Genomic DNA, 21434 nt, shown 5'->3' with positions numbered 1-21434 from the left:
CGAATATGCCGAACAATCTTTCAACACCCAATGGCCCGGGCCGCCCCAAGGATCTGGCCAAGCGCCAGGCGATCCTCGATGCGGCGAAAATCCTGTTTCTGAGCAATGGTTATGCGAGCACAAGCATGGACGCCGTCGCGGCCGAGGCTGGCGTGTCGAAACTGACCGTCTACAGCCATTTCAACGACAAGGAGACGCTGTTCTCCGCCGCCGTGGTCGCCAAGTGCGAAGAGCAACTGCCTACGCTGTTTTTCGAATTGCCCGACGGCGTCTCAGTGGAAACGGTGCTGTTGAACATCGCGCGCGGTTTTCATCACCTGATCAATAGCGATGAATCGGTGAACCTGCACCGGTTGATGATGACGCTGGGCAGCCAGGACCCGAAGCTCTCGCAAATTTTCTTCGAGGCCGGACCGGAGCGCATGCTGCATGGCATGGAGCGCTTGCTGAGCAAGGTGGATCAGAGCGGTGCGTTGAGCATCGACAAGCCTCGCAATGCGGCGGAGCATTTCTTTTGCCTGCTCAAGGGCGCGGGGAATTTTCGCTTGTTGTATGGCTGTGGTGAGCCGCTGACCGGTGATGCGGCCGAGGACCATGTGCGGGAAGTGGTGGGGTTGTTTATGCGGGCTTATCGGCCAGAGGCAGTCTGATAGATCTTGTGTCTGAACCGACGCTATCGCGGGCTTGCCCGCGATTGGAACGCTTCGGACTTAAGGCTTGAGCGCCTTCTTCGGATAAATGTCATACCGACTGGATTTCCCGTCCAGCGCATGACTCGGCTTCGGCCCCGCAATGCACGGCGCCTTGCGCGGGCGCTTCACCACCACCCGATGGCTGGCCAATGCCAACGCCGCCTCCAACAACGCGGGCGCGTCCGGGTCATCGCCCACCAACGGCCGGAACAGGCGCATTTCCTTCTTCACCAACGCCGTTTTCTCACGGTGGGGAAACATCGGGTCGAGGTAGATCACCTGCGGTGGTTCGCCTTCCCAGTTGCGCATGACCTCGATCGAGTTGCCCTTGAGCAAACGCATGCGCGCCACAATCGACGCCACGTCGAAATCTTCCGCGCCCCGCGCCAAACCATCCTCAAGCAACGCACCGATCAACGGCTGGCGTTCGATCAGGCTCATCTCGCAGCCCAGGCTCGCCAGCACGAACGCATCCTTGCCCAGCCCCGCCGTGGCGTCCAGCACCCGCGGGCGCACGCCCTGCGCGATGCCAACAGCCTTGGCGATCATCTGACCGGTGCCGCCGCCGAACAACCGGCGATGAGCCGCGCCCCCCTCAACGAAGTCCACCCGCACCGGCCCCGGCGCGTCCGGCCCCAGTTGTTGCAACTGCAAACCCTGCTCGCCCACCTGCAAGGCAAACTCGCCATCAGTCACTTGCAAAGGCAGGCCCAGGCGTTCGGCCCATTGCTCGGCCTGTGGCTGAAAAGCCGTGCCCAGGGCCTCGACATGGATGCGGCAAGCCGCCGGTTGCTCAATCATGGGAAAACACGCTCAAAAAATTAATGATCGGCAAAAACGGCCGATAACAAAACTAACGAGCATTTTGCCAGAGCTGAGCGTCGACCGAGAGAAATGTCAGACATTCAACGCACATCGATAGGTTACATCTCGCCCCACGGCGATTTTGGCCTGCGAAATTCCCAGGCACTGAGCGGCGTCAGTCACCTGTGGCAAGATTTTTTTGCCCAGGCCCTGGCCGATCAGTCGGGCGATGTCGTGCCGGCTTCTCTCGATTTTCCAGCGGTCGATCTCGAGAGCCCGGTCGAACCTACGATCGGCAGCGAGCTGCTGGCACACATCGTTTCCCAGCGTGAATGCGATGTGAAGGAAACCCAGGTCAAGCCACCCGAGCCGCTGTTCCTGCCGATTGCCGAGTTCGAAATGGAGCTGGCCGACAAACCGTTCCCGCCGTTCCCGCCGGAAGAAATCGTCGCTCAGCAGAAGCAGCAGGACTTTGAAAGCGGCTGGGTTCGCCCGATCGTGCTAACCCACGGCCAACCGCTGCCGGTCCCAGGCGCTGCACCACAACCGCGTCCACTGCACCTGCCGATCGCCGAGTTCGAAATGGACCTGCTGGACAAACCCTTCCCGCCGTTCCCGCCCGAAGAGCTCGCGGAACAACAGAAGAACTTCGATTTCGACATCGGCTGGGCGCGCCCGATCGTTCTGCAGAACCTGCGCATCGCTGCCTGACCGTCAATAACAAGCCCTCAGCGACATACCCACCACGGCCCGACATCCACGTGAAAATGATTGCGATGGGCGGCGTTATAGTCCGGGCTCAACACCACACTGAACACGTCGCAGGCACCGTCGCGGACCTGACGTAAAAACCGTGCGTCCTGATTATCCTTCGGCCAATCCTTGAGCACGCTGATGGAACGCCCGTTGGCCAGGCGAAAACCGGCGATATCCAGCGCATTCGCCGTGGCATGCTGGCTGAGTCTGCCATTCTCACGGCCGTAGACATTACGGCAGGCAAAGCTCCCCAGATGATCGACACGGGTGACTGCTTGCCCATAGACCGCCTGCGCCGCAGGTTGCAGCGCGTGATGCTCGAACAGGGCAAATGACACCGCCAGGCGGCAACTGGCGAGGAAGCTGCTGCTCAATGCGACGTCGCCGCCCTGCACGCGCAAGGCATCGTTCAACGGACACTTTGCGTCAGGACTGTCGGCTTGAGGGGCGACGCGCAATCCGGAACTGCTCAGGGCTTGCTCGCACAATTGCGGATCATCGCGCAGCCGCATCAGTTTGTAGCGGGTCAACAGGTTAGGTTCGGCCTTCACGTCCAGCGGCGCCCAAGGGTTCCACTGCGGCGGCAGCGAGATCCAGCCGCGCCAGACGCTCACGCCCGCCACACCGAGCATCAGCACCAACATCAGCAGCACCCGCAAAAACCGCATTGTCAGCCTTTGAACAATTGATTGGCCTGCGCGTACGGCATCGACCGCGACGTAAAGCTGAACGTTCCCGAAGTCTTGATCTCTTGGGCAGCCCGGTAGAACTCGCCAAGCGCTGCCAACGCCAGTGCCGAACCGACACTGATGCGTTTGACGCCCATCTCGCTCAACTGCTCGACCGTCAATTTCAGCCCGCCAGACATCAACACATTCACCGGTTTGGGCGCCACGGCGCGGACCACCGCCAATACGTCTTCAGCGCTGCGCAGACCCGGCGCATACAGCACGTCGGCGCCTGCTTCGGCGAAGGCCTGCAAGCGGCGAATGGTGTCGTCCAGATCGGGATTGCCATGCAGGAAGTTCTCGGCTCGTGCCGTCAACGTGAAGGGGAACGGCAAACTGCGAGCGGCGGCGACAGCGGCTTCGATCCGTGCCACAGCATGCTCGAAGCAGTAGATCGGCGCCGCTTCCCGACCCGTGGCATCTTCGATCGAACCACCCACGGCGCCCGCTGCGGCGGCTCGCAAAATACTTTGCGCACACTCGGCCGGATCGTCGGCAAAACCGTTTTCCAGATCGACCGCCACCGGCAGATCGGTCGCCGCGACAATCGCCCGAACATTCGCCAGGGTATCGTCCAGCGTCAGTCCGCCATCGGGACGGCCTTGGGAAAAGGCATAACCGGCACTGGTGGTCGCCAGCGCCTCGAAGCCCAGGCTGGCGAGCATTTTCGCCGAGCCGGCGTCCCACGGGTTGGGAATGACAAAAGCCCCGTCGCGTTCATGCAGCGCTTTGAACGCCTGGGCTCGAAGGGTTTGCGCATCCATTGGCAGGCTCCTGAAAAGGGCGGGGAAAACGCCTCAGAGCAGGCCAAGTTGCTCGGCGGCGGGCTCTCTGTATAGCTCAGGCAGCGGCGGCAATCCAGGCAAACGCAGCATCAGTTGTGCGTGAAAACGTTGCGCCAGCTTCGCGGCCAGCAGGTTGTCGGCGGTGTGCAGGAAAATATAAGGCGTGCGGCCCTCTTCGATCCACAGGGCGATTTTCTCGACCCAGGGCACCAGGAACGGATCGTTGGCTTCCAGTTGCGGATGGCCGATGAACCGCACTTGCGGGAACCGGGTGAACGCCGCCGGACGGGGCGGAACCCTGGGTTTCTTCGATTGAGCGTGAAGGACGGAAGGATCGGTCGAGATACAGCTGAACAGCGCACGCGGATCGAGGCAGATACGTTCGACGCCACGATCGAGCAGCAGACGATTGAGCGAGCGCTCGGCATCCCCCTTGGCGAAGAAATCGTCGTGACGCACTTCGATGGCCAGAGGTCGGTCCACGGCGTCGATAAAACCCGCCAGCTCGTGCAGTCGTTGGGGTGTGAAGCTTTTCGACAGCTGCAACCACAATGGCGAGACTCGTTCGCCCAAGGGGCTGAGCAGTTGCAGGAAAGTTTCCGTGGCGGTCAGCTGTTCGCGCAGGTCACCGCCGTGGCTGATGTCGCCGGGAAATTTGGCGGTGAAGCGAAAGTGTTCGGGCATGGTCTCGGCCCAGCGCTGCACGGTGCTGGCAGCCGGGCTCGCGTAGAAGGTCGTGTTGCCTTCCACGGCATTGAATACTTGAGAATACAGATGAAGAAAATCAGAGGGTTTCGCGTCTTGCGGATAGAGGTAATCGCGCCAGGCGTTTTCACTCCAGGACGGGCAGCCGAGGTAGTAAGGCAGTCGCATCAGATGTACAGGTCGAGACCCATCACATCCGAATCCCAATCGACAAAACCGGCGGTGCTGAGGTAGCTGGCCAGCGCCATCGCGACGGTTTTGCTCATGGCGCGGTGGTAAATCATATCTTGTTGACGCGCGGGAAGATTGCTCAGGCGCTGCGCGGAGGCTTTGGCGGCGCGGGCGGCCAGTTGCTCTTCGGAAGGGAGTTCCAGCTCGCCCTCGATATCGACGGATTCGTCCTCAACCACATGCCCTTTGCGAGGCTTGCGCTTGATGGGGTAGGACTGAGAGGAAAGGCCGTCTATACGCATAAAGTCATGCTCGGTATCGATGATGGCAGTCTAGTGGCACATGACCCACTTCGCAAACCGCCGAGTGATAACTAGAACACAGAAAAGCGAAAAGGTTTAAAAGGCGGGGTTAGAAAACGACGATTGGCTGAAACTGACAATAATTTGTGGCGAGGGGATTTATCCCCGTTCGACTGCGAAGCAGTCGCCAACCGGCCGCCTTCTGTCTACCTGATGAACTTGGGGTCGCTTCGCAACCCAACGGGGATAAATCCCCTCGCCACAGGAACAGCGGGAATCAACGGGCTTTCGGCGTCGCAACCTTGTCACGCAGGTAAACCGGCTGCGCCTCATCTGCCACGATCGCTTCACCCCGTGCCCAGGCAAATCGCGCCAGGGTCAGCAGGTCTTCGGCGTGAGGCAACATGCCTGCGTCCTGCCCCATCAGGCTGACGGCAATACGCTCGGCATACCCCCAACCGGTGCCCGCGCCAAACCACTCACCGCTGGCATCGGCCGGCAGTGCCGCCACTTCCGGCGGCAACACGGCTTCGTTGCCGACCAGTCGCATTTCCCCCGCCGTTTCGCGGTAGCAACCCCAATACACTTCATCCATCCGCGCATCGATGGCCGCCGCGACCTGGCTCACACCGTGTTCGCGATACGCCCGTTGCGCCAGCACTGCCAGGTTCGACACCGGCAACACCGGACGATCCAGCGCGAACGCCAGGCCTTGCACCACGCCAATGGCAATCCGCACACCGGTGAACGCGCCCGGCCCACGGCCGAAGGCAATCGCATCAACCGCTTGCAGGGTGGTCCCGGCATCGGCGAGCAATTGCTGGATCATCGGTAGAAGCTTCTGCGCATGCAGGCGCGGGATCACCTCGTAATGGCTCGTCACTTTGCCGTCATGCAGCAAGGCAACGGAGCAAGCTTCAGTCGCGGTGTCCAGGGCCAGCAAGGTGCTCATCGATGTTTCCGTAAGAGAGGTCAGAAAAAAGTGCGCCAGTATAAACAACTACGGCCCGCAAGCGGGCCGTAGAAGATAAAGCGTTTTTTCAGCGCAGTGCTTCAAGCACCTTGCCGGTGATCGCTTCAACCGAGCCGACACCTTCGATGTGACTGTACTTCGGTTTGCCCTGAGCAGCAGACAACTGCTGGTAGAACTTCACCAGTGGCTCGGTTTGAGCGTGGTAAACCGAGAGACGGTGACGCACGGTTTCTTCGGTATCGTCCTTGCGTTGCACAAGCTCTTCACCGGTGATGTCGTCTTTACCGGCGGTTTTCGGCGGGTTGTAGACGATGTGGTACACGCGACCGCTGGCCTCGTGAACGCGACGACCGGCGATACGCTGGACGATGTCTTCGTCCTTGACGTCGATTTCCACAACGTGGTCCAGCTCGACGCCGGCCTTCACCAGGGCTTCAGCCTGAGGAATGGTGCGCGGGAAACCGTCGAACAGGAAACCGTTGGCGCAATCCGCCTGGCTGATGCGTTCCTTGACCAGATTGATGATCAGGTCATCGGAAACCAGGCCACCGCTGTCCATCACGCTCTTGGCGATCAGGCCCAGCTCGGTGCCGGCCTTGACCGCGGCACGCAGCATGTCGCCGGTGGAGATTTGCGGGATGCCGAACTTTTCGGTGATGAACTTAGCCTGAGTACCTTTACCGGCCCCGGGAGCTCCCAGCAGAATGACGCGCATCGATGTGCTCCTCAATTTTTTATATAGATAACAACGGATTCGCCTCGTGGGGCCAATCTCAAAAACAGGGTCGTGACCGCCCAAACGGCCAAAGGCTGATCAAGATACACAGCAGGCCCGGACCACACAAGCCGCCGAAAGTCGGAGAAACCCGCGCCTCGCGTGCCCCTGCGAGGGAGTACTCCAAGTCGCAACCCCATCATTAACTGTCGCCTGGCAGCACTTTCCAGCCCTGCACAAACCGGCACTCAACGCCCGCGCCGACTGCCCGAACCCACGACAAAAACCTTAGCCGGTATTTCGCAAACCGGCGGCAATCCCCGCCACAGACACCAGCAACGCCTGTTCTACCGGGCTGCCCTGTGCCACTTCCTGCTGTCGCGAACGCGCCAGCAACTCGGCCTGCAATAGATGAAGGGGGTCGAGGTAGGTGTTGCGCAGGCGGATGAATTCGAGGGTGTCTGGGCTATGTGCCAGTAGCTGCGACTGACCGGTCAACCCCAGGACAACCGCACAGGCCTGCGACAATAGGTCGCGTAAATGTGCACCCAAAGGCAGCAGATCCGGCTCTACCAACCGCTCATCGTAGGAGCGGGCGATGTCGGCGTCGGCCTTGGCGAGGACCATTTCCAGCATGTCGATGCGCGTACGGAAGAACGGCCATTGCTCTCGCATCTGCCCCAGCAACGCCCCTTCGCCACGCTCCAGCGCCTTGCTCAGCGCCGCTTCCCAGCCAAGCCAGGCCGGCAGCATCAGGCGTGTCTGGGTCCAACCGAAGATCCACGGAATCGCCCGCAGGCTTTCGATCCCGCCGGCGCGACGCTTGGCCGGGCGGCTGCCCAGCGGCAGGCGCCCCAATTCCTGCTCGGGGGTGGACTGGCGGAAATATTCAACGAATTGCGGATTTTCCCGCACCACGGCGCGGTAAGCGCTGACACCGTCTGCCGCCAATTCATCCATCAAGTGGCGCCAGGCAGGCTCCGGTGGCGGCGGCGGAAGCAAAGTCGCCTCCAGCACGGCCGCGAGGTACAGATTGAGGTTTTGCTCGGCGATGTCCGGCAGGCCGAATTTGAAACGAATCATTTCCCCTTGCTCGGTGGTGCGGAAACGCCCCGCCACCGACCCCGGCGGTTGCGACAGAATCGCCGCGTGTGCCGGGCCGCCGCCACGGCCTACGGTGCCACCGCGACCGTGGAACAACAGCAACTCGACTTGCTGCTCGCGGCAAATATCGACCAGTCGTTCCTGCGCCCGGTACTGCGCCCAGGCCGCCGCCGTGGTGCCGGCGTCCTTGGCCGAGTCGGAGTAGCCGATCATCACTTCCTGAGGCCCTTGCAGGCGCGTGCGATAACCCGGCAGCAGCAACAGTTTTTCGATCACCGGGCCGGCGTTGTCCAGGTCGGCGAGGGTTTCGAACAGAGGCACCACGCGCATCGGTCGCAATACGCCAGACTCTTTGAGCAGCAACTGCACGGCGAGCACATCGGAAGCGGCGCCGGCCATGGAGATCACGTACGAACCGAGCGAAGCCTCCGGCGCGGCAGCGATTTCCCGGCACGTCGCCAGCACTTCAGCGGTGTCGGCGGAGGGTTTGAAGTACGCCGGCAACAGCGGCCGACGGTTGTTCAGCTCGCGCATCAGGAAGGCAATGCGTTCCTCTTCGTTCCAGTCTTCGTAGCGACCGAGGCCGAGGTAATCGGTGATTTCAGTCATCGCCGCCGAGTGCCGCGACGAGTCCTGCCGCACATCGAGACGCACCAGAAACAGGCCAAACGTCACTGCCCGGCGCAGGCAGTCAAGCAACGGCCCATCGGCGATCACGCCCATGCCGCACTCATGCAGCGACTGGTAGCAGAGCTCCAGCGGATCGAGCAGGTCACGATTGTTTTGCAACACATCGGCGAGCGCCGGCGTCGCCGTCGTCAAGGCGGCATGCGCCCAGTTACGGGTAGCGCGCAGGCGTTCACGCAACTGTTTAAGGACGGCGCGATACGGTTCGGCACTGTCGCCGGCCTTGGCTTTGAGCGCGTCGCTGGCCTGTTGCATCGACAGTTCGGCGGCCAGGTGATCGATATCGCGCACGTACAAATCAGCAGCCATCCAGCGCGCCAGCAGCAAGACTTCGCGCGTCACGGCAGCGGTCACGTTGGGGTTGCCGTCGCGATCGCCGCCCATCCACGAAGCAAAGCGAATCGGCGCGGCCTCCAGCGGCAAATGCAGGCCAGTGGCGTCATGCAGGGCTTTATCGGCCTTGCGCAAATAGTTCGGGATTGCCTGCCACAGCGAATGCTCGATCACCGCGAACCCCCACTTGGCCTCGTCCACAGGCGTTGGGCGGGTGCGGCGGATTTCTTCGGTGTGCCAGGCTTCGGCGATCAGGCGCTGGAGCTTTGCCTGGATCTGTTCGCGCTCGGCGGTGGTCAGGTCGCGATGGTCCTGTGCCGCGAGTTGCGCGGCGATGGCGTCGTATTTCTGGATCAGCGTACGGCGCGCCACTTCGGTCGGGTGGGCGGTCAGGACCAGCTCGATTTGCAGTCGTCCCAATTGCCGCGCCAGGGATTCGGCACCATGGCCTTCGGCAAGCAGGCGCGCGAGCAATTCGGGCAGCACACGCGCTTCGAACGGCGCGGGCTGCGATTCTTCGCGGCGATGAATCAACTGATACTGCTCGGCGATATTGGCGAGGTTGAGAAACTGGTTGAACGCCCGCGCCACCGGCAACAACTCGTCTTCGCTCAACTGGTTGAGGCTGGCGCTCAGCTCGGCATCCATCGAACCGCGACGGTCCGCCTTGGCGCCCTTGCGGATCTGCTCGATCTTGTCGAGAAAACCGTCCCCGTACTGCTCACGAATGGTATTGCCCAACAGCTCACCCAACAGGTGAACGTCCTCGCGCAAGCGTGCATCAATATCGGTCATCAGCCGTTCTCCAGCGAAAAATCCGGTGTGCTTCGTGCGTTAAAGAGTGCCGCCGTAAAGCGCTTCTTACAAGCACACGACGAAGGGACTTTAAACCTTGGGCGCGCGAGCTAGTCTGAAGAGTAAGCCGTACAACGGCTTTCGCCGGCCATGGCCGGACACTTACCCGGCCTGCCACGAGCAGGCGCGCCATGAGGTTTTTATGAAAATCCGCGAGCTTGCCCATCATTGGGAAGAAAACGCCAAGGGTCGCCTGACCGACACCGGCTACGCGATTCATCTGGATGTGGAGGCCGCCGCACGACTGGCGGCGATCATCGAGATGTACCCCAAACGGCACCCCGAAGAACTGCTCGGCGAGTTGATCGGCGCTGCGCTCGAAGAACTGGAAAAAAGCTTCCCGTACGTGAAAGGTTCGACCATCGTGGCCACCGATGAAGAAGGCGATCCACTGTACGAAGACATCGGCCCAACCCCGCGTTTTCTCGCGTTGTCCCGTCGTCATTTACATGATTTGTCTTCCGGCGAAGACAAGCAGAAGCACTGAATTCACCTCGGTAACTTGTGGGAGCGAGCCTGCTCGCGATAACGGTCTGACATTCAACATTTCTATTGACTGACACTCCTCTATCGCGAGCAGGCTCGCTCCCACAGGGGTCGCAGTCCCCTTCAACAATTGCATGTTCCCGCACCTCGAAACAGCCGGGAATACCGCTGCACATCGCCAAAGTTCCCGATTTAGAGCCTTGTCCGTTCGGTCAAAGTTTTTTCCGGCGATAGGCCATCTTCTCTGAACTTTTAAAAATTGCCTCGGGTCGTAACCAGTAACCACGCCTGGGACGGCCGTTTCAAAAGGCTTCGAAATTTGATGGTTGCGGCTCCTTGCCCAGGATGGATTTTTAGTTGTTCAGGAGTTTTTCCAATGGAGTTGAAGACCATGAAAATCAGCACTGCCACGTCCTCGTTCACCCACCTGCGCGGTCTGAAAATGGCTGCCCTGGCGATCGGGACCAGCTTCGTTCTGGCCGGTTGCGCCGGTAACCCGCCGACCGAGCAATACGCCGTGACCCAATCGGCCGTGAACAGCGCCGTCAGCGCGGGCGGTACCGAGTTCGCCGCGGTTGAAATGAAGTCCGCCCAGGACAAGCTCAAACAAGCCGAAATCGCCATGCACGACAAAAAGTATGACGAAGCCCGCATGCTCGCCGAACAGGCCGAGTGGGACGCTCGTGTTGCCGAACGCAAAGCCCAGGCGATGAAAGCCGAACAAGCGGTGAAGGACTCTCAGAAAGGGGTTCAGGAACTGCGTCAGGAAAGCCAGCGCACCGTGCAATAAGTGCCGCTACGACGTACTTCTTTCTCGACTTAAAAGGACGAAACCATGAATCGCAAACAATTGATGATCCCTGCCCTGCTGGCCGCAAGCGTTGCACTGGCTGCCTGCTCGACGCCGCCTAACGCGAACCTTGAACAGGCCCGCACCAACTACAGCGGCCTGCAAGCCAACCCGCAGGCGAGCAAAGTCGCAGCGCTGGAAACCAAGGACGCCAGCGATTACCTGGACAAGGCCGACAAGGCTTATCTGGACAAGCAGGACGAGCATACGGTCGACCAACTGGCCTACCTGACCAATCAGCGAGTTGAAGTGGCGAAGCAGACCATCGCCCTGCGCACCGCTGAAGCCAACCTGAAGAACGCTTCTGCACAACGCGCCCAGGCTCGCCTGGATGCTCGCGATGCGCAGATCAAGCAATTGCAGGACAGCCTGAACGCCAAGCAGACCGATCGCGGTACGCTGGTGACCTTCGGCGATGTGCTGTTCGCCACCGATAAGGCCGATCTGAAATCCAGCGGCCTGGTGAATATCAACAAACTGGCGCAGTTCCTCCAGGAAAACCCGGACCGCAAGGCGATTGTCGAAGGCTACACCGACAGCACCGGCACGGCTTCGCATAACCAGTCGCTGTCCGAGCGTCGCGCCGGTTCCGTGCGCATGGCGCTGGTGAAGATGGGCGTAGATCCTGCGCGCATTGTTGCCCAGGGTTACGGCATGGAATACCCGGTTGCTGAAAACAGCAGCGTCTCGGGTCGTGCGATGAACCGTCGTGTTGAAGTGACCATTTCCAATGACAACCAGCCGGTGATCCCGCGTTCGGCAGTCAGCTCGAACTAGGCTGAACCCGCTGAAACGCAAAAGCCCCGCCTGATCTGATCAGGCGGGGCTTTTTTACGACTGTCATTTATGACAGTTGTCGAGTTCTCTATTCGCATTTAGTTTGGCTCACGTACTTTTTGAGTGCATAGGGAGCCGAATCATGCGTAAAACAGTGATGTTTTGTATAGCGTCAATCCTTGCAGGCTGCGTGCAGCACGATGGACGTCTGAATGATTTTGCGTATGACGATAGAGACGCCATACCCAACGACATTCCCTTGCCCAAGCCGGGCGTCAATCAGCGACCCGTTGTAGGGGTCAAAAAGGTTCTGGTCAGCGTGGTTAACTGGCAAGGTGAAACCATTCTGGATACGCCTCTAACCCTAAAAGATACCCTTTCTACAGACCCAAATTCATTACGCACCTACATCCTGGCTGCGTCAGGCGGAAAGTTGACCCTGGAAGGCCAGGTAATCTCCTATACCTCTGGTCCTCGGCCGGAAGAATGTCAAAGCGGGGGGCCGTCTTATCCGATGGCATTGTCCATTGCAGAAGGAGAGAAAGCTGCGAGGGCACATGGGCTTGATCCGAAAAATTTCGATTATCTGATCAATGTCATTTCTTGTAGGGGGATGGCAAGTGCTTATGTACCTGGGCGGTACATGGGTGTTTACGGTCAAGGTAGCCCACATTTGTTCAAACATGAGTTCGGACATAACCTGGGATATTCCCATGGGTACACGTACTCCCGATGCCCGACAGACGGCGACACTGTGACAGCCCCAGCCAACTGCACCAGGAATGGGTATGGCGACACGGGAGATACGGTTTCAGGTGGAGCAACACTCTACCCTGCGAACAACCGCTGGTATTCCGGCTGGCTGGATAACAAGCAAGTTGCCGTGATCGAACGTACCGGCCTCTATCGCCTGGGTGTACTGGGTCAGGAGGGTCCGCAGTTGTACCTCATCAATCGTCCGGGGTTGGCGCCAACACAACTGGCTTTTGAATACCGCAAACCGACGCCTTTCGACAACTTTCCACCTTCTGACAATCGAGTCAACGGCGTCTGGGTGAGGTACACCAATATGGGAACGGCTGTTTTGAACACACAACTGGACGCCACACCGGAAACAGCTTCCACAGCTGATCCGACACTGTTAGGAAACAGAATTTTGAAAGATGAGGAGGCAAAAATCTCTGTCGGGTTTTGTTCACGTTCTGATCAAGGAGCGATCTTTGCCGTTGCGGTGAACGGAGAGGCACTGCCTGGTTGCTTCACGGCTTTACCGCCGCCCAACATTCAAAAACCTGTAGCGGGAGCGCCAGCCGCTCAAAACCCCATCGTTTTTTCAGGCACGGGTTCTCCCGGCGCCTGGATGGTCATTGGCTATAGAAAGTCTGGGGAAAGCAAGTGGAACGTGATCAACACCGTTGCAGACGCCACGGGAGTCTGGAGTTCAACACTAGCGCAATTACCAGCCAGCAAGTACGAGGGGCGCGTACAGCAAGTCATGGGCCTCAACCCATCGCCGTACAACTACGTCGACTTTGAAGTCGTCCCCTAGGTTGTTTTGCTCGTACGGGTAAATCAATGAACCAACGGTCCCCTTCAATCACTGTTGACCGAAGGGGAGCCCGTTATGCCGCTGTCTAGGGCTCCAGCTTCTGTGGGGTTTCCTGCCCCATGCAGCGCACGGCTTTTCTCTTGCTGTTGACCAACACACCGGTCAGGCCTTTCTGCTCGGTGTCGAACATGACCAGCACGCCATCGATGCACTGAGCCACTTGCGCGGCCGGCTGCAGGGAGATCTTGTAGTCTTCGCCGGGCACGGTCTTGAGCATTGTGAATTCGCTCAACAGCAGCGCGTCCTCGGGTTTGGCGAAGTGCAGGTAGCCGTACCACCACAGGGCACCCACGGTGCCGAGGATGCTGCAGATACCGGTGATGATCAGCGGGATGGCGTTACGTTCTTCACTCATTGCGGGCTCTCTGGTGGTTCATCTTCTGAATTCGGGGGTGCCGGGTAATTGGGGATTTCGCCCAGGCGGCGCAGACCGTTGAAATGCTGCGGGTCATCGAGGTATCGCAGCATGACTTTGCGCCAGACCGGGTCGGCGAACGTCTGCACATGCCCACCACGGGTCAGTTGCAGCACCCTCGGTGGCGGCGCAGCTTGATACAGACGGATGCCATTGGAAAGAGGCACGATCGGATCGTCGATGCTGTGGTAGATCAGTTTCGGCACGCCATTGAGCTGCTCCATGGAGTGGATCGCGCTGTCACCGTCCGGCACCAGCCACGACAGCGGCACCTGGAACGCCCAGGTCAGCCAGGAATTGCTGAGGGCGAACTGGCCGATGCTGCGATAACTGGCGGGCACGCCATCGAGGACAAAGGCCTTGAGTTGTTTCTGGCGTTCGGGATGCTGAACCAGGTAGTGCACGGCCATTGAGCCACCGAGGCTTTGCCCGAGCAGGATCAGCGGTTTGCCTCTGACCTCCGGCGCCTGGTCGAGCCATTTGAACGCGGCGTCGATGTCCTGATAGATCGCCGGCAAACTCGGTTCACCTTCGGATAAACCGTAGCCGCGATAATCGATCAGCAGCACTTGATAGCCCTCTTCCGGCAACCACCAGCTGCCGCCCAGATGCATGGGCAGATTGCCGCCGTTGCCGTGCAGGTGCAGCACCGTGCCTTTGACCTCGACGCCTTTTTTCGCCGGCAGCCACCAGCCATGCAGCTTGAGGCCGTCGGCGGTGGTGAGGGTCACGTCGCGGTATTCGAGTTTGGCTTTTTCCGGGGTGAACAACTGGCCGGGTTCGGGGTAGAACAGCAAGGAGCTGCAACCGCCGAGGGTCAGGAGAAGGCAAAGGATGCCGAGGATTCTCATCCGTTGAAACCTCGCGAAAATTTGGGTGGAAATACACCTTTCCCCTGTGTGCGAGCCTGCTCGCGATAGCGGTGTATCAGGCAACATCAATGTTGAATGTCAGGCCGCTATCGCGAGCAGGCTCGCTCCCACAGTAGATTGCATTATCGTCACAAAATATTGGAGTAATCCGCTTCGATCCGGTCCAGGCTCAAGTGATTCAGGAAGTTGGAGAAGCACATCCACGCCGACAGCGCGTTCATGTCGCGGAACTGTTCCGGCAGATATTTGGGCGGCACCACCAATCCTTCATCGACCAACTGGCGCAAGGTGCGCATGTCCTCCAGCGTGGTCTTGCCGCAAAACAGCAGCGGCACTTGCTCAAGCTTGCCCTTGCGCACGGCCAACTGAATGTAGTTGTAAACCATGATAAAGCCCTTGAGGTAGGACAAGTCTTTGGTAAATGGCAGACCGTTCGGTACCGAACCACGGAAAACCCGACTGGCGTTGCCGTAGCTTTCCGCCATCTCAAAGCCCTGTTCGCGGAAGAACTCGAAGATCTGCAGGAAGTCTGCGCCCTCCTCCACCATGTGAATGGCGCGGGTGCGGTTGGTCAGTTTGCGCAGACGGCTCGGGTAGGAGGCGAAGGTGATGATTTCCATCAGGATCGCCAGGCCTTCCTGGGTCACGGTCGACGACGGTGGCCCCTTGGACAGGAAGGTGCAGATCGGTTGGTTCAGACCGTTGAGCGTAGTGCCGACATGCACCAGCCCTTCATGGACTTCGAGGGCGCGCACGTCGCGCTCGTTGAACATCGCGTCGGTGCGGATCTTGATGTAGTCGGCGCCGGCCGCCGCATCGGCAACAATCCCGTCGGACTCGAACACCCGAATGGTTTCCTCGGCCTCGCCAAACACTTTGCTCAGCCGGGTTTGCAGCAAATGCACGGCATCCTTGGCGGTGAGGATCTTCGGTTCATCCTTCAGATCGCCCCGGCCATCGATGTTGTTCAGGTAATCGGAGAGCATCAGGCCCAGGTCGGACAGGGTCGGGTCCCCCGCGTGAAACGCATCGGACGCCGCGCCGTACAACTCTTGGGAAATCAGGCCGAAGTCCTCGGTGCCGCGCGCTTCGAGCATGCGCACCACCATCCGGTATTCCTTGCACATGCGCCGCATGATCTGGCCGACCGGGTTGAACTGGCCGAGCTGGCGGGTGATGTCACGCTCGATGTTCTGGAACTCCAGCTTCACTTTGCTGGAATCGAACGACAGCGGGCGATTGAGGTAGTAATCGCGGTCCACCGCCGGCATTTCCTTGCCCTTGCCCTTGAGGAAACCCTTGCGGATGCTTTCGTCCCACTTCACCGCATCCAGGACGCGAATCGGCGTCTGCGCCAGCACAATGCGATCGGACAACATGCGTATCGTCTGCTGGTAATCGTCCACCCGAAACTCCTGTAAGAAACCGTTATGTGCTGGGTTTATTTGGCTTTGGCCAGGCGCTGATAGCGCACGGCCTCGACGAAGACATCGGAGTTGGCCGGATCATCGAGGTAAGCGAAGACCTGATCCATGTCGGTGTTGATCAGCACGCCGTCGCCATCGTCCGTCTGAAAGCCCTCGCCGCTGAGAGCTTTCTGCACCAGGGCCTGGTTGATCTGCTCGAGGTCGAGGTTGTAGACCACCAGTTCGTGCTTGTCGGTGAGTTCAAAACCGGCAATGGTGAAATGCCCGCCGAACTGCGCCGGCACTTTCGCCGACAGGTACCAGCGGCTGCCATGGCGCGAGACGGTGAAGGGATAGGCTTCGCGCTCCTTGGGTTTGGCCTTGAAGTAGCTGACCGCCTGATAGCGATTGTCGCCGATACGTGTCAGCTCCAGGTTCATCGGTTCGCCCCAGGCGTTGGTGCTGGTCCATTTGCCGAGTAATCCCTTGGGCGCAGGGTCGCTCGTGGGCAGTGGCTCCTTGAAAGTCACCAGGCAGCCACTGAGCAGCAGGAACGACAAGGCGATCACAACGACGCGCCAGGCTTTCATTCAACACTCCCTTTGAAACATACGCCGGCTTGATGCGGCCACCGAACCTGTGGAAGCGGGCACCACAATGGATCACACCGATGCCAATACCAAATGCATGTACCGCGTCAGGATGCCGAGCATTTCGGCTTCGGCGGCAGGCTCGGCTTCGTTGAGCAGCCCCTGATATTCCATCCGTCCGATAATCGCCGTCAACACTTTGGCATCTTGTTGGGGTTCACGGGAACCCAAAACCTGGAAAAGCTGACACGTGCCCTGCAGGAGAATTTGCTGGTGCGAGCGCACCAACTCCGCCAGGCGGGGGTTGAGCAACGCTTCCTGACGAAACGCTTGCTCGGCCATCAAATGTTCGCGGCGGTTGATCAGTTGTCGATGGACATAGTCCGCCATCAACCGCGCAATATCGTCCGCCAGCTGCGAGCGCGACTCGGCACTGCCATCGCCGCTGACGACCATCTCGCGCAGCAAGCCTTCATTGTTGACCCACAACTTGGCCATGAACGCCGCGCTGCGCTCCACGTATTGGGCGAAGGTATCGGTGAGCAGGTCATCGATGTCCTTGAAATAGTAGGTGGTGGCCGACAATGGCACACCGGCTTCAGCGGCGACCGCACGGTGACGAACGGCCCGCACGCCATCGCGCACGACAATACGCATGGCGGCATCGAGAATGTCCTGTCGACGCTGCTCACTGCCCTGGCGGCTGGCCTTGCGGCCCTGGTACTGAACACTTTCAGCGACCGCAGTGGCGACACCCGCTGCACCTTCTTGAGCCATTGCGCGATTCACGGCAGGTATTCCTCTCTTACTTCAAAAGTAACCAATTGATACGTTTGTACCAGACAGGCAATAAAAAGCCGCCCATTTCAGGCGGCTTTTTAATTGAAACACTTACGCTTGCGGCCGCATGTGCGGGAACAGGATCACGTCGCGGATCGACGGGGAGTTGGTCAACAGCATCACCAGGCGGTCGATGCCGATCCCTTCACCCGCCGTTGGCGGCATGCCGTACTCCAACGCGCGAACGAAGTCAGCGTCGTAGTGCATGGCTTCGTCGTCGCCGGCGTCCTTGTCGGCCACCTGCGCCATGAAGCGCTCGGCCTGGTCTTCCGCGTCGTTCAACTCGGAGTAGGCGTTGGCGATTTCACGGCCGCCGATGAACAGCTCGAAACGGTCGGTGACGTTCGGGTTGTCATCGTTACGACGGGCCAGCGGCGACACTTCGAACGGGTACTGGGTAATGAAGTGCGGCTGCTCCAGCTTGTGCTCGACCAGCTCTTCGAAAATCATCACCTGCAGCTTGCCCAGGCCTTCGAAGCCCAGCACCTTGGCGCCGGCCTTCTTGGCGATGGCGCGGGCCTTTTCGATGTCGGTCAGGTCGTCAGCGGTCAGCTCAGGGTTGTACTTGAGGATCGAATCGAACACCGACAGACGCACGAACGGTTCGCCGAAGTGGAACACCTTGTCGCCGTACGGCACGTCGGTGCTGCCCAGCACCAGCTGCGCCAGCTCGCGGAACAGTTCTTCGGTCAGGTCCATGTTGTCTTCGTAGTCGGCGTACGCCTGGTAGAACTCCAACATGGTAAATTCAGGGTTGTGACGGGTCGAAACGCCTTCGTTGCGGAAGTTGCGGTTGATCTCGAACACTTTCTCGAAACCGCCAACCACCAGGCGCTTGAGGTACAGCTCAGGCGCGATACGCAGGAACATTTCCATGTCCAGCGCGTTGTGGTGCGTTTCGAACGGCTTGGCGGCCGCGCCGCCCGGGATGGTTTGCAGCATCGGCGTTTCGACTTCGAGGAAGTCGCGCTTCATCAGGAAGCTGCGGATGTGCGCAATCACTTGCGAACGCACGCGGAAGGTCTGGCGTACGTCATCGTTGACGATCAGGTCAACGTAACGCTGGCGGTAGCGCTGTTCGGTGTCGGACAGGCCATGGTGCTTGTCGGGCAACGGGCGCAGGGATTTGGTCAGCAGGCGCACGCTGGTCATTTCAACGTACAGGTCGCCCTTGCCGGAACGGGCCAGGGTGCCTTCGGCGGCAATGATGTCGCCCAGGTCCCAGGTTTTCACTGCCGCCAGGGTTTCTTCGGACAGGGTTTTACGGTTGACGTAAACCTGGATGCGACCGGACATGTCCTGGATCACCATGAACGAGCCACGGTTGAGCATGATGCGACCGGCAACCTTGACCGGGATTGCAGCCTCTGCGAGCTCTTCCTTGGTCTTGTCCGCGTACTGTTTCTGCAAGTCTTCGCAGTAGTTGTCGCGGCGGAAGTCGTTCGGGAAGGCATTGCCCTTGGCGCGCTCGGCGGCAAGCTTTTCCTTGCGCAGGGCGATCAGGGAGTTTTCTTCCTGTTGCAGGGCTTGCGGGTCGAGTTCTAGGTCGCTCATGTCTTTAAAAATTCCATCACAGGTTCGTTGCCCCCGCCGATGACGGGGGACTTGAGGTCTTGACTGGCGGTTACAGCCCTTGTTTCAGGCTCGCCACCAGGTATTCGTCGATGTCGCCGTCGAGCACCTTGTCGCAATCGCTGCGTTCGATGTTAGTGCGCAAATCCTTGATTCGCGACGCATCGAGAACGTAGGAGCGGATCTGGTGACCCCAGCCGATGTCCGACTTGGTCTCTTCCAGGGCTTGCGAGGCGGCATTGCGTTTCTGCACTTCCTGCTCGTACAAGCGCGCCCGCAACATTTTCATCGCGGTGTCTTTGTTGGCGTGCTGGGAGCGTTCGTTCTGGCAGCTGACCACGGTGTTGGTCGGTACGTGGGTAATCCGTACGGCCGAGTCGGTGGTGTTTACGTGCTGACCACCGGCACCGGAGGAGCGGTAGGTGTCGATGCGCAGGTCCGACGGGTTGATGTCGATTTCGATGTTGTCATCGATTTCCGGCGACACGAACACGGCCGAGAACGAGGTGTGACGGCGGTTGCCCGAGTCGTACGGGCTCTTGCGCACCAGACGGTGCACGCCGATTTCGGTACGCAGCCAGCCAAAGGCGTATTCGCCCTTGATGTGCACGGTGGCGCCCTTGATCCCGGCGACTTCACCGGCCGACAGTTCCATGATGGTCGCGTCGAAACCGCGTTTGTCAGCCCAGCGCAGGTACATGCGCAGCAGGATGTTGGCCCAGTCCTGGGCCTCGGTGCCGCCGGAGCCGGCCTGGATGTCCAGGTAGGCGTTGTTGGCGTCCATTTCACCGCTGAACATGCGACGGAATTCGAGTTTTTCCAGGGACTCGCGCAGACGCTCGACTTCGGCGGCGACGTCATCGACGGCGGCCTGGTCTTCTTCCTCTGCGGACATCAGCAGCAGGTCTTTGGCGTCGGCCAGGCCGGTGTGCATTTCGTCGAGGGTTTCGACGATCTGCGCCAGCAGGGACCGCTCGCGGCCCAGTTCCTGAGCGTACGACGGGTTGTTCCAGACAGACGGATCTTCAAGCTCGCGATTGACTTCAGTCAGACGCTCATGCTTTTGATCGTAGTCAAAGATACCCCCGAATAGTTTCGGAGCGCTCGGACAGGTCCTTGATACTGTTAAGGATCGGGTTGATTTCCATGGCGGGCAGCACTCGTTGGCGAACTTTTGAAAGCCGGCGAGTATAACGTAATCAGACTGTCTCGGCAGCCCGCCTGGCGGCTTTAGCGGCGATTGATTAAAGCGAACACCGAGCAACCTGTGGCGAGGGAGCTCGCTCCCGCTGGACTGCGCAGCAGTCCCTTCGGTGAAAAAGGCCGCTGCGCGACCCGGCGGGAGCAAGCTCCCTCGCCACAGGGGGAATTTGCCAGGCGGAGATCCGGTCGCGGGTTACTCGATGCCGACCTGATTACGCCCATTGTTCTTCGCCAGGTACAGCCCCTTGTCCGCCGCCGAGATCAATTGCCGGCAATCGGCGCCCGGTTGTGGGGTCATGGTCGACAGGCCGATGCTGATGGTCAGGCTTGAGCCTTCGGTCGGTGAAATGTGCGGGATCTTCAGCGCGGCCACGGTCTGGCGCAGTTTCTCCGCGACCAGTCGCGCGCCCCCCGGCGTGGTGTTGGGCAGGACCAGCGCAAATTCTTCACCGCCATAACGGGCCGGCAGGTCCGAAGGCCGGGCGCTGGCGTCACGGATGGCTGTGGCGACCTTGCGCAAGGCTTCGTCGCCTTCGAGGTGGCCAAAGTTGTCGTTGTAGGACTTGAAGTAGTCCACATCGATCATCAGCAACGACAATTGGCTCTGATCACGCAACGAACGGCGCCACTCCAGCTCCAGGTACTCGTCGAAGTGACGACGGTTCGACAGCCCGGTCAGGCCGTCCGAGTTCATCAGGCGTTGCAGCACCAGGTTGGTGTCGAGCAATTGCTGTTGGCTGACCCGCAACGCGCGGTACGCCGCATCGCGTTGCAACAGGGTCATGTAGGAGCGCGAGTGATAGCGAATACGCGCCACCAGCTCGATGTTGTCCGGTAGTTTCACCAGATAATCATTGGCCCCGGCCGCGAATGCCGCGCTTTTGATCAGCGGGTCCTCCTTGGTCGACAGCACAATGATCGGAATATCCTTGGTGGCCGGGTGATTGCGGTATTCACGCACCAGGCTCAGGCCGTCGAGGCCGGGCATGACCAGATCCTGCAGGATCACGGTCGGCTTGATCCGGATTGCCTGGGCAATCGCCTGATGCGGATCGGCGCAGAAGTGGAAGTCGATGTTTTCTTCATTCGACAACCCGCGGCGAACCGCCTCGCCGATCATGGCCTGATCGTCCACCAACAACACCATCGCGGCGTTTTCGTCGGTTTTGAAGCCGTCGAGCTGTAAGTCAGTCATGTTCGGTCA

22 protein-coding genes are annotated in these 21434 nt (G+C 59.8%); 6 read left to right on the top strand and 16 right to left on the bottom strand.

Going from position 1 to position 21434, the window contains the following annotated elements; genetic code table 11:
- Positions 1–5: 5 nt before the first annotated feature.
- Entirely contained in the window at positions 6–650 is a 645-nt protein-coding gene (locus tag ACM6IQ_RS18390) for a TetR/AcrR family transcriptional regulator (protein ID WP_017336680.1), read from the top strand.
- 60 nt (positions 651–710) lie between these two features.
- On the opposite strand, the gene ACM6IQ_RS18385 is transcribed toward ACM6IQ_RS18390, so the two are convergent.
- On the bottom strand, positions 711–1493 hold the full coding sequence (locus ACM6IQ_RS18385; RefSeq protein ID WP_017336679.1) for a class I SAM-dependent methyltransferase: 783 nt from the start codon (positions 1491–1493) through the stop codon (positions 711–713).
- Between the two features lie 93 nt (positions 1494–1586).
- Between ACM6IQ_RS18385 and ACM6IQ_RS18380 the strand changes: the two genes are divergently transcribed.
- Entirely contained in the window at positions 1587–2207 is a 621-nt protein-coding gene (locus tag ACM6IQ_RS18380) for an energy transducer TonB (RefSeq protein ID WP_414879491.1), read from the top strand.
- 17 nt (positions 2208–2224) lie between these two features.
- Here the strand turns inward: ACM6IQ_RS18380 and ACM6IQ_RS18375 are convergent, their stop codons facing one another.
- The 7 genes from ACM6IQ_RS18375 to ppc all read right to left on the bottom strand — a co-directional run bounded on the left by ACM6IQ_RS18375 (position 2225) and on the right by ppc (position 9550).
- On the bottom strand, positions 2225–2920 hold the full coding sequence (locus ACM6IQ_RS18375) for an extensin family protein (protein ID WP_414879490.1): 696 nt from the start codon (positions 2918–2920) through the stop codon (positions 2225–2227).
- Positions 2921–2922: 2 nt separating this feature from the next.
- Positions 2923–3744 (bottom strand): isocitrate lyase/PEP mutase family protein, encoded by an 822-nt coding sequence (locus tag ACM6IQ_RS18370; protein WP_017336676.1) that lies wholly within the window; start codon positions 3742–3744, stop codon positions 2923–2925.
- Between the two features lie 33 nt (positions 3745–3777).
- Positions 3778–4638: a DUF72 domain-containing protein gene (locus ACM6IQ_RS18365; protein ID WP_017336675.1), complete on the bottom strand. Its 861-nt coding sequence runs from the start codon at positions 4636–4638 to the stop codon at positions 3778–3780.
- Positions 4638–4943 carry a hypothetical protein gene (locus ACM6IQ_RS18360; protein ID WP_017336674.1) on the bottom strand — a complete coding sequence of 102 codons (306 nt, stop codon included), beginning with the start codon at positions 4941–4943 and terminating at the stop codon, positions 4638–4640. Before ACM6IQ_RS18360 ends, ACM6IQ_RS18365 begins: the two co-directional genes overlap by 1 nt.
- Before the next feature lie 277 nt (positions 4944–5220).
- The gene (gene tsaB, locus ACM6IQ_RS18355; protein WP_017336673.1) at positions 5221–5895 is read right to left on the bottom strand and encodes a tRNA (adenosine(37)-N6)-threonylcarbamoyltransferase complex dimerization subunit type 1 TsaB; all 675 of its coding nucleotides are present in this window, start codon (positions 5893–5895) and stop codon (positions 5221–5223) included.
- Positions 5896–5983: 88 nt separating this feature from the next.
- A complete protein-coding gene (adk, locus tag ACM6IQ_RS18350) occupies positions 5984–6631 on the bottom strand; it encodes an adenylate kinase (protein ID WP_017336672.1) in 648 nt (215 codons plus the stop codon).
- Between the two features lie 288 nt (positions 6632–6919).
- A complete protein-coding gene (gene ppc / locus ACM6IQ_RS18345; protein WP_414879489.1) occupies positions 6920–9550 on the bottom strand; it encodes a phosphoenolpyruvate carboxylase in 2631 nt (876 codons plus the stop codon).
- 202 nt (positions 9551–9752) lie between these two features.
- On the opposite strand from ppc, the gene ACM6IQ_RS18340 reads away from it, so the two are divergent.
- The 4 genes from ACM6IQ_RS18340 (at position 9753) to ACM6IQ_RS18325 (ending at position 13272) form a co-directional block, all read left to right on the top strand.
- Complete coding sequence (locus ACM6IQ_RS18340; protein WP_414879488.1) at positions 9753–10097, top strand: pilin assembly protein; 345 nt, start codon at positions 9753–9755, stop codon at positions 10095–10097.
- A gap of 375 nt (positions 10098–10472) precedes the next feature.
- Complete coding sequence (locus ACM6IQ_RS18335) at positions 10473–10886, top strand: DUF4398 domain-containing protein (protein ID WP_017336670.1); 414 nt, start codon at positions 10473–10475, stop codon at positions 10884–10886.
- A gap of 45 nt (positions 10887–10931) precedes the next feature.
- The gene (locus tag ACM6IQ_RS18330; RefSeq protein ID WP_414879487.1) at positions 10932–11723 is read left to right on the top strand and encodes an OmpA family protein; all 792 of its coding nucleotides are present in this window, start codon (positions 10932–10934) and stop codon (positions 11721–11723) included.
- A 142-nt stretch (positions 11724–11865) separates the two neighbouring features.
- Positions 11866–13272 (top strand): transposase, encoded by a 1407-nt coding sequence (locus ACM6IQ_RS18325; protein ID WP_414879486.1) that lies wholly within the window; start codon positions 11866–11868, stop codon positions 13270–13272.
- Between the two features lie 85 nt (positions 13273–13357).
- On the opposite strand, the gene ACM6IQ_RS18320 is transcribed toward ACM6IQ_RS18325, so the two are convergent.
- From ACM6IQ_RS18320 to ACM6IQ_RS18285, 8 genes are all read right to left on the bottom strand, one after another.
- Entirely contained in the window at positions 13358–13687 is a 330-nt protein-coding gene (locus ACM6IQ_RS18320; protein ID WP_017336667.1) for a hypothetical protein, read from the bottom strand.
- Positions 13684–14598: an alpha/beta hydrolase gene (locus ACM6IQ_RS18315; RefSeq protein WP_414879485.1), complete on the bottom strand. Its 915-nt coding sequence runs from the start codon at positions 14596–14598 to the stop codon at positions 13684–13686. Before ACM6IQ_RS18315 ends, ACM6IQ_RS18320 begins: the two co-directional genes overlap by 4 nt.
- Positions 14599–14747: 149 nt before the next feature.
- A complete protein-coding gene (locus ACM6IQ_RS18310) occupies positions 14748–15998 on the bottom strand; it encodes a flavohemoglobin expression-modulating QEGLA motif protein (RefSeq protein WP_193393018.1) in 1251 nt (416 codons plus the stop codon).
- A 62-nt stretch (positions 15999–16060) separates the two neighbouring features.
- Positions 16061–16615 (bottom strand): hypothetical protein, encoded by a 555-nt coding sequence (locus ACM6IQ_RS18305; protein ID WP_414879484.1) that lies wholly within the window; start codon positions 16613–16615, stop codon positions 16061–16063.
- A 72-nt stretch (positions 16616–16687) separates the two neighbouring features.
- Positions 16688–17404 (bottom strand): TetR/AcrR family transcriptional regulator, encoded by a 717-nt coding sequence (locus ACM6IQ_RS18300; protein WP_031318424.1) that lies wholly within the window; start codon positions 17402–17404, stop codon positions 16688–16690.
- 102 nt (positions 17405–17506) lie between these two features.
- Positions 17507–19009, bottom strand: coding sequence for a lysine--tRNA ligase (gene lysS / locus ACM6IQ_RS18295; protein ID WP_017336662.1), 1503 nt, complete (start codon positions 19007–19009; stop codon positions 17507–17509).
- A gap of 70 nt (positions 19010–19079) precedes the next feature.
- A protein-coding gene (prfB, locus tag ACM6IQ_RS18290) for a peptide chain release factor 2 (RefSeq protein ID WP_139272976.1) occupies positions 19080–20175 on the bottom strand; the annotation gives its coding sequence in 2 pieces (ribosomal slippage) (positions 19080–20102 and positions 20104–20175; 1095 coding nt in all).
- A gap of 248 nt (positions 20176–20423) precedes the next feature.
- On the bottom strand, positions 20424–21425 hold the full coding sequence (locus ACM6IQ_RS18285; protein WP_017336659.1) for a response regulator: 1002 nt from the start codon (positions 21423–21425) through the stop codon (positions 20424–20426).
- Positions 21426–21434 lie beyond the last annotated feature (9 nt).

Origin of the sequence: Pseudomonas sp. IT-P100 (assembly GCF_949767185.1) — a bacterium.
Taxonomy (GTDB): Bacteria; Pseudomonadota; Gammaproteobacteria; order Pseudomonadales; family Pseudomonadaceae; genus Aquipseudomonas; species Aquipseudomonas fluorescens_B.
Note: the sequence above shows the minus strand (reverse complement) of the source record. Positions and strands in the feature narration are given on the sequence as shown.

Bases quoted from the DNA above. Each gene is read 5' to 3' on its own strand.
- ACM6IQ_RS18370 (WP_017336676.1), bottom strand. From the start codon at position 3,744: ATGGATGCGCAAACCCTTCGAGCCCAGGCGTTCAAAGCGCTGCATGAA.
- ACM6IQ_RS18315 (WP_414879485.1), bottom strand. From the start codon at position 14,598: ATGAGAATCCTCGGCATCCTTTGCCTTCTCCTGACCCTCGGCGGTTGC.
- tsaB (WP_017336673.1), bottom strand. From the start codon at position 5,895: ATGAGCACCTTGCTGGCCCTGGACACCGCGACTGAAGCTTGCTCCGTT.
- ACM6IQ_RS18390 (WP_017336680.1), top strand. From the start codon at position 6: ATGCCGAACAATCTTTCAACACCCAATGGCCCGGGCCGCCCCAAGGAT.
- ACM6IQ_RS18385 (WP_017336679.1), bottom strand. From the start codon at position 1,493: ATGATTGAGCAACCGGCGGCTTGCCGCATCCATGTCGAGGCCCTGGGC.
- ACM6IQ_RS18380 (WP_414879491.1), top strand. From the start codon at position 1,587: ATGTCAGACATTCAACGCACATCGATAGGTTACATCTCGCCCCACGGC.
- ACM6IQ_RS18360 (WP_017336674.1), bottom strand. From the start codon at position 4,943: ATGCGTATAGACGGCCTTTCCTCTCAGTCCTACCCCATCAAGCGCAAG.
- ACM6IQ_RS18305 (WP_414879484.1), bottom strand. From the start codon at position 16,615: ATGAAAGCCTGGCGCGTCGTTGTGATCGCCTTGTCGTTCCTGCTGCTC.
- ppc (WP_414879489.1), bottom strand. From the start codon at position 9,550: ATGACCGATATTGATGCACGCTTGCGCGAGGACGTTCACCTGTTGGGT.
- ACM6IQ_RS18310 (WP_193393018.1), bottom strand. From the start codon at position 15,998: ATGTTGTCCGATCGCATTGTGCTGGCGCAGACGCCGATTCGCGTCCTG.
- ACM6IQ_RS18375 (WP_414879490.1), bottom strand. From the start codon at position 2,920: ATGCGGTTTTTGCGGGTGCTGCTGATGTTGGTGCTGATGCTCGGTGTG.
- adk (WP_017336672.1), bottom strand. From the start codon at position 6,631: ATGCGCGTCATTCTGCTGGGAGCTCCCGGGGCCGGTAAAGGTACTCAG.
- ACM6IQ_RS18340 (WP_414879488.1), top strand. From the start codon at position 9,753: ATGAAAATCCGCGAGCTTGCCCATCATTGGGAAGAAAACGCCAAGGGT.
- ACM6IQ_RS18330 (WP_414879487.1), top strand. From the start codon at position 10,932: ATGAATCGCAAACAATTGATGATCCCTGCCCTGCTGGCCGCAAGCGTT.
- ACM6IQ_RS18335 (WP_017336670.1), top strand. From the start codon at position 10,473: ATGGAGTTGAAGACCATGAAAATCAGCACTGCCACGTCCTCGTTCACC.
- ACM6IQ_RS18365 (WP_017336675.1), bottom strand. From the start codon at position 4,638: ATGCGACTGCCTTACTACCTCGGCTGCCCGTCCTGGAGTGAAAACGCC.
- ACM6IQ_RS18285 (WP_017336659.1), bottom strand. From the start codon at position 21,425: ATGACTGACTTACAGCTCGACGGCTTCAAAACCGACGAAAACGCCGCG.
- lysS (WP_017336662.1), bottom strand. From the start codon at position 19,009: ATGAGCGACCTAGAACTCGACCCGCAAGCCCTGCAACAGGAAGAAAAC.
- ACM6IQ_RS18320 (WP_017336667.1), bottom strand. From the start codon at position 13,687: ATGAGTGAAGAACGTAACGCCATCCCGCTGATCATCACCGGTATCTGC.
- ACM6IQ_RS18325 (WP_414879486.1), top strand. From the start codon at position 11,866: ATGCGTAAAACAGTGATGTTTTGTATAGCGTCAATCCTTGCAGGCTGC.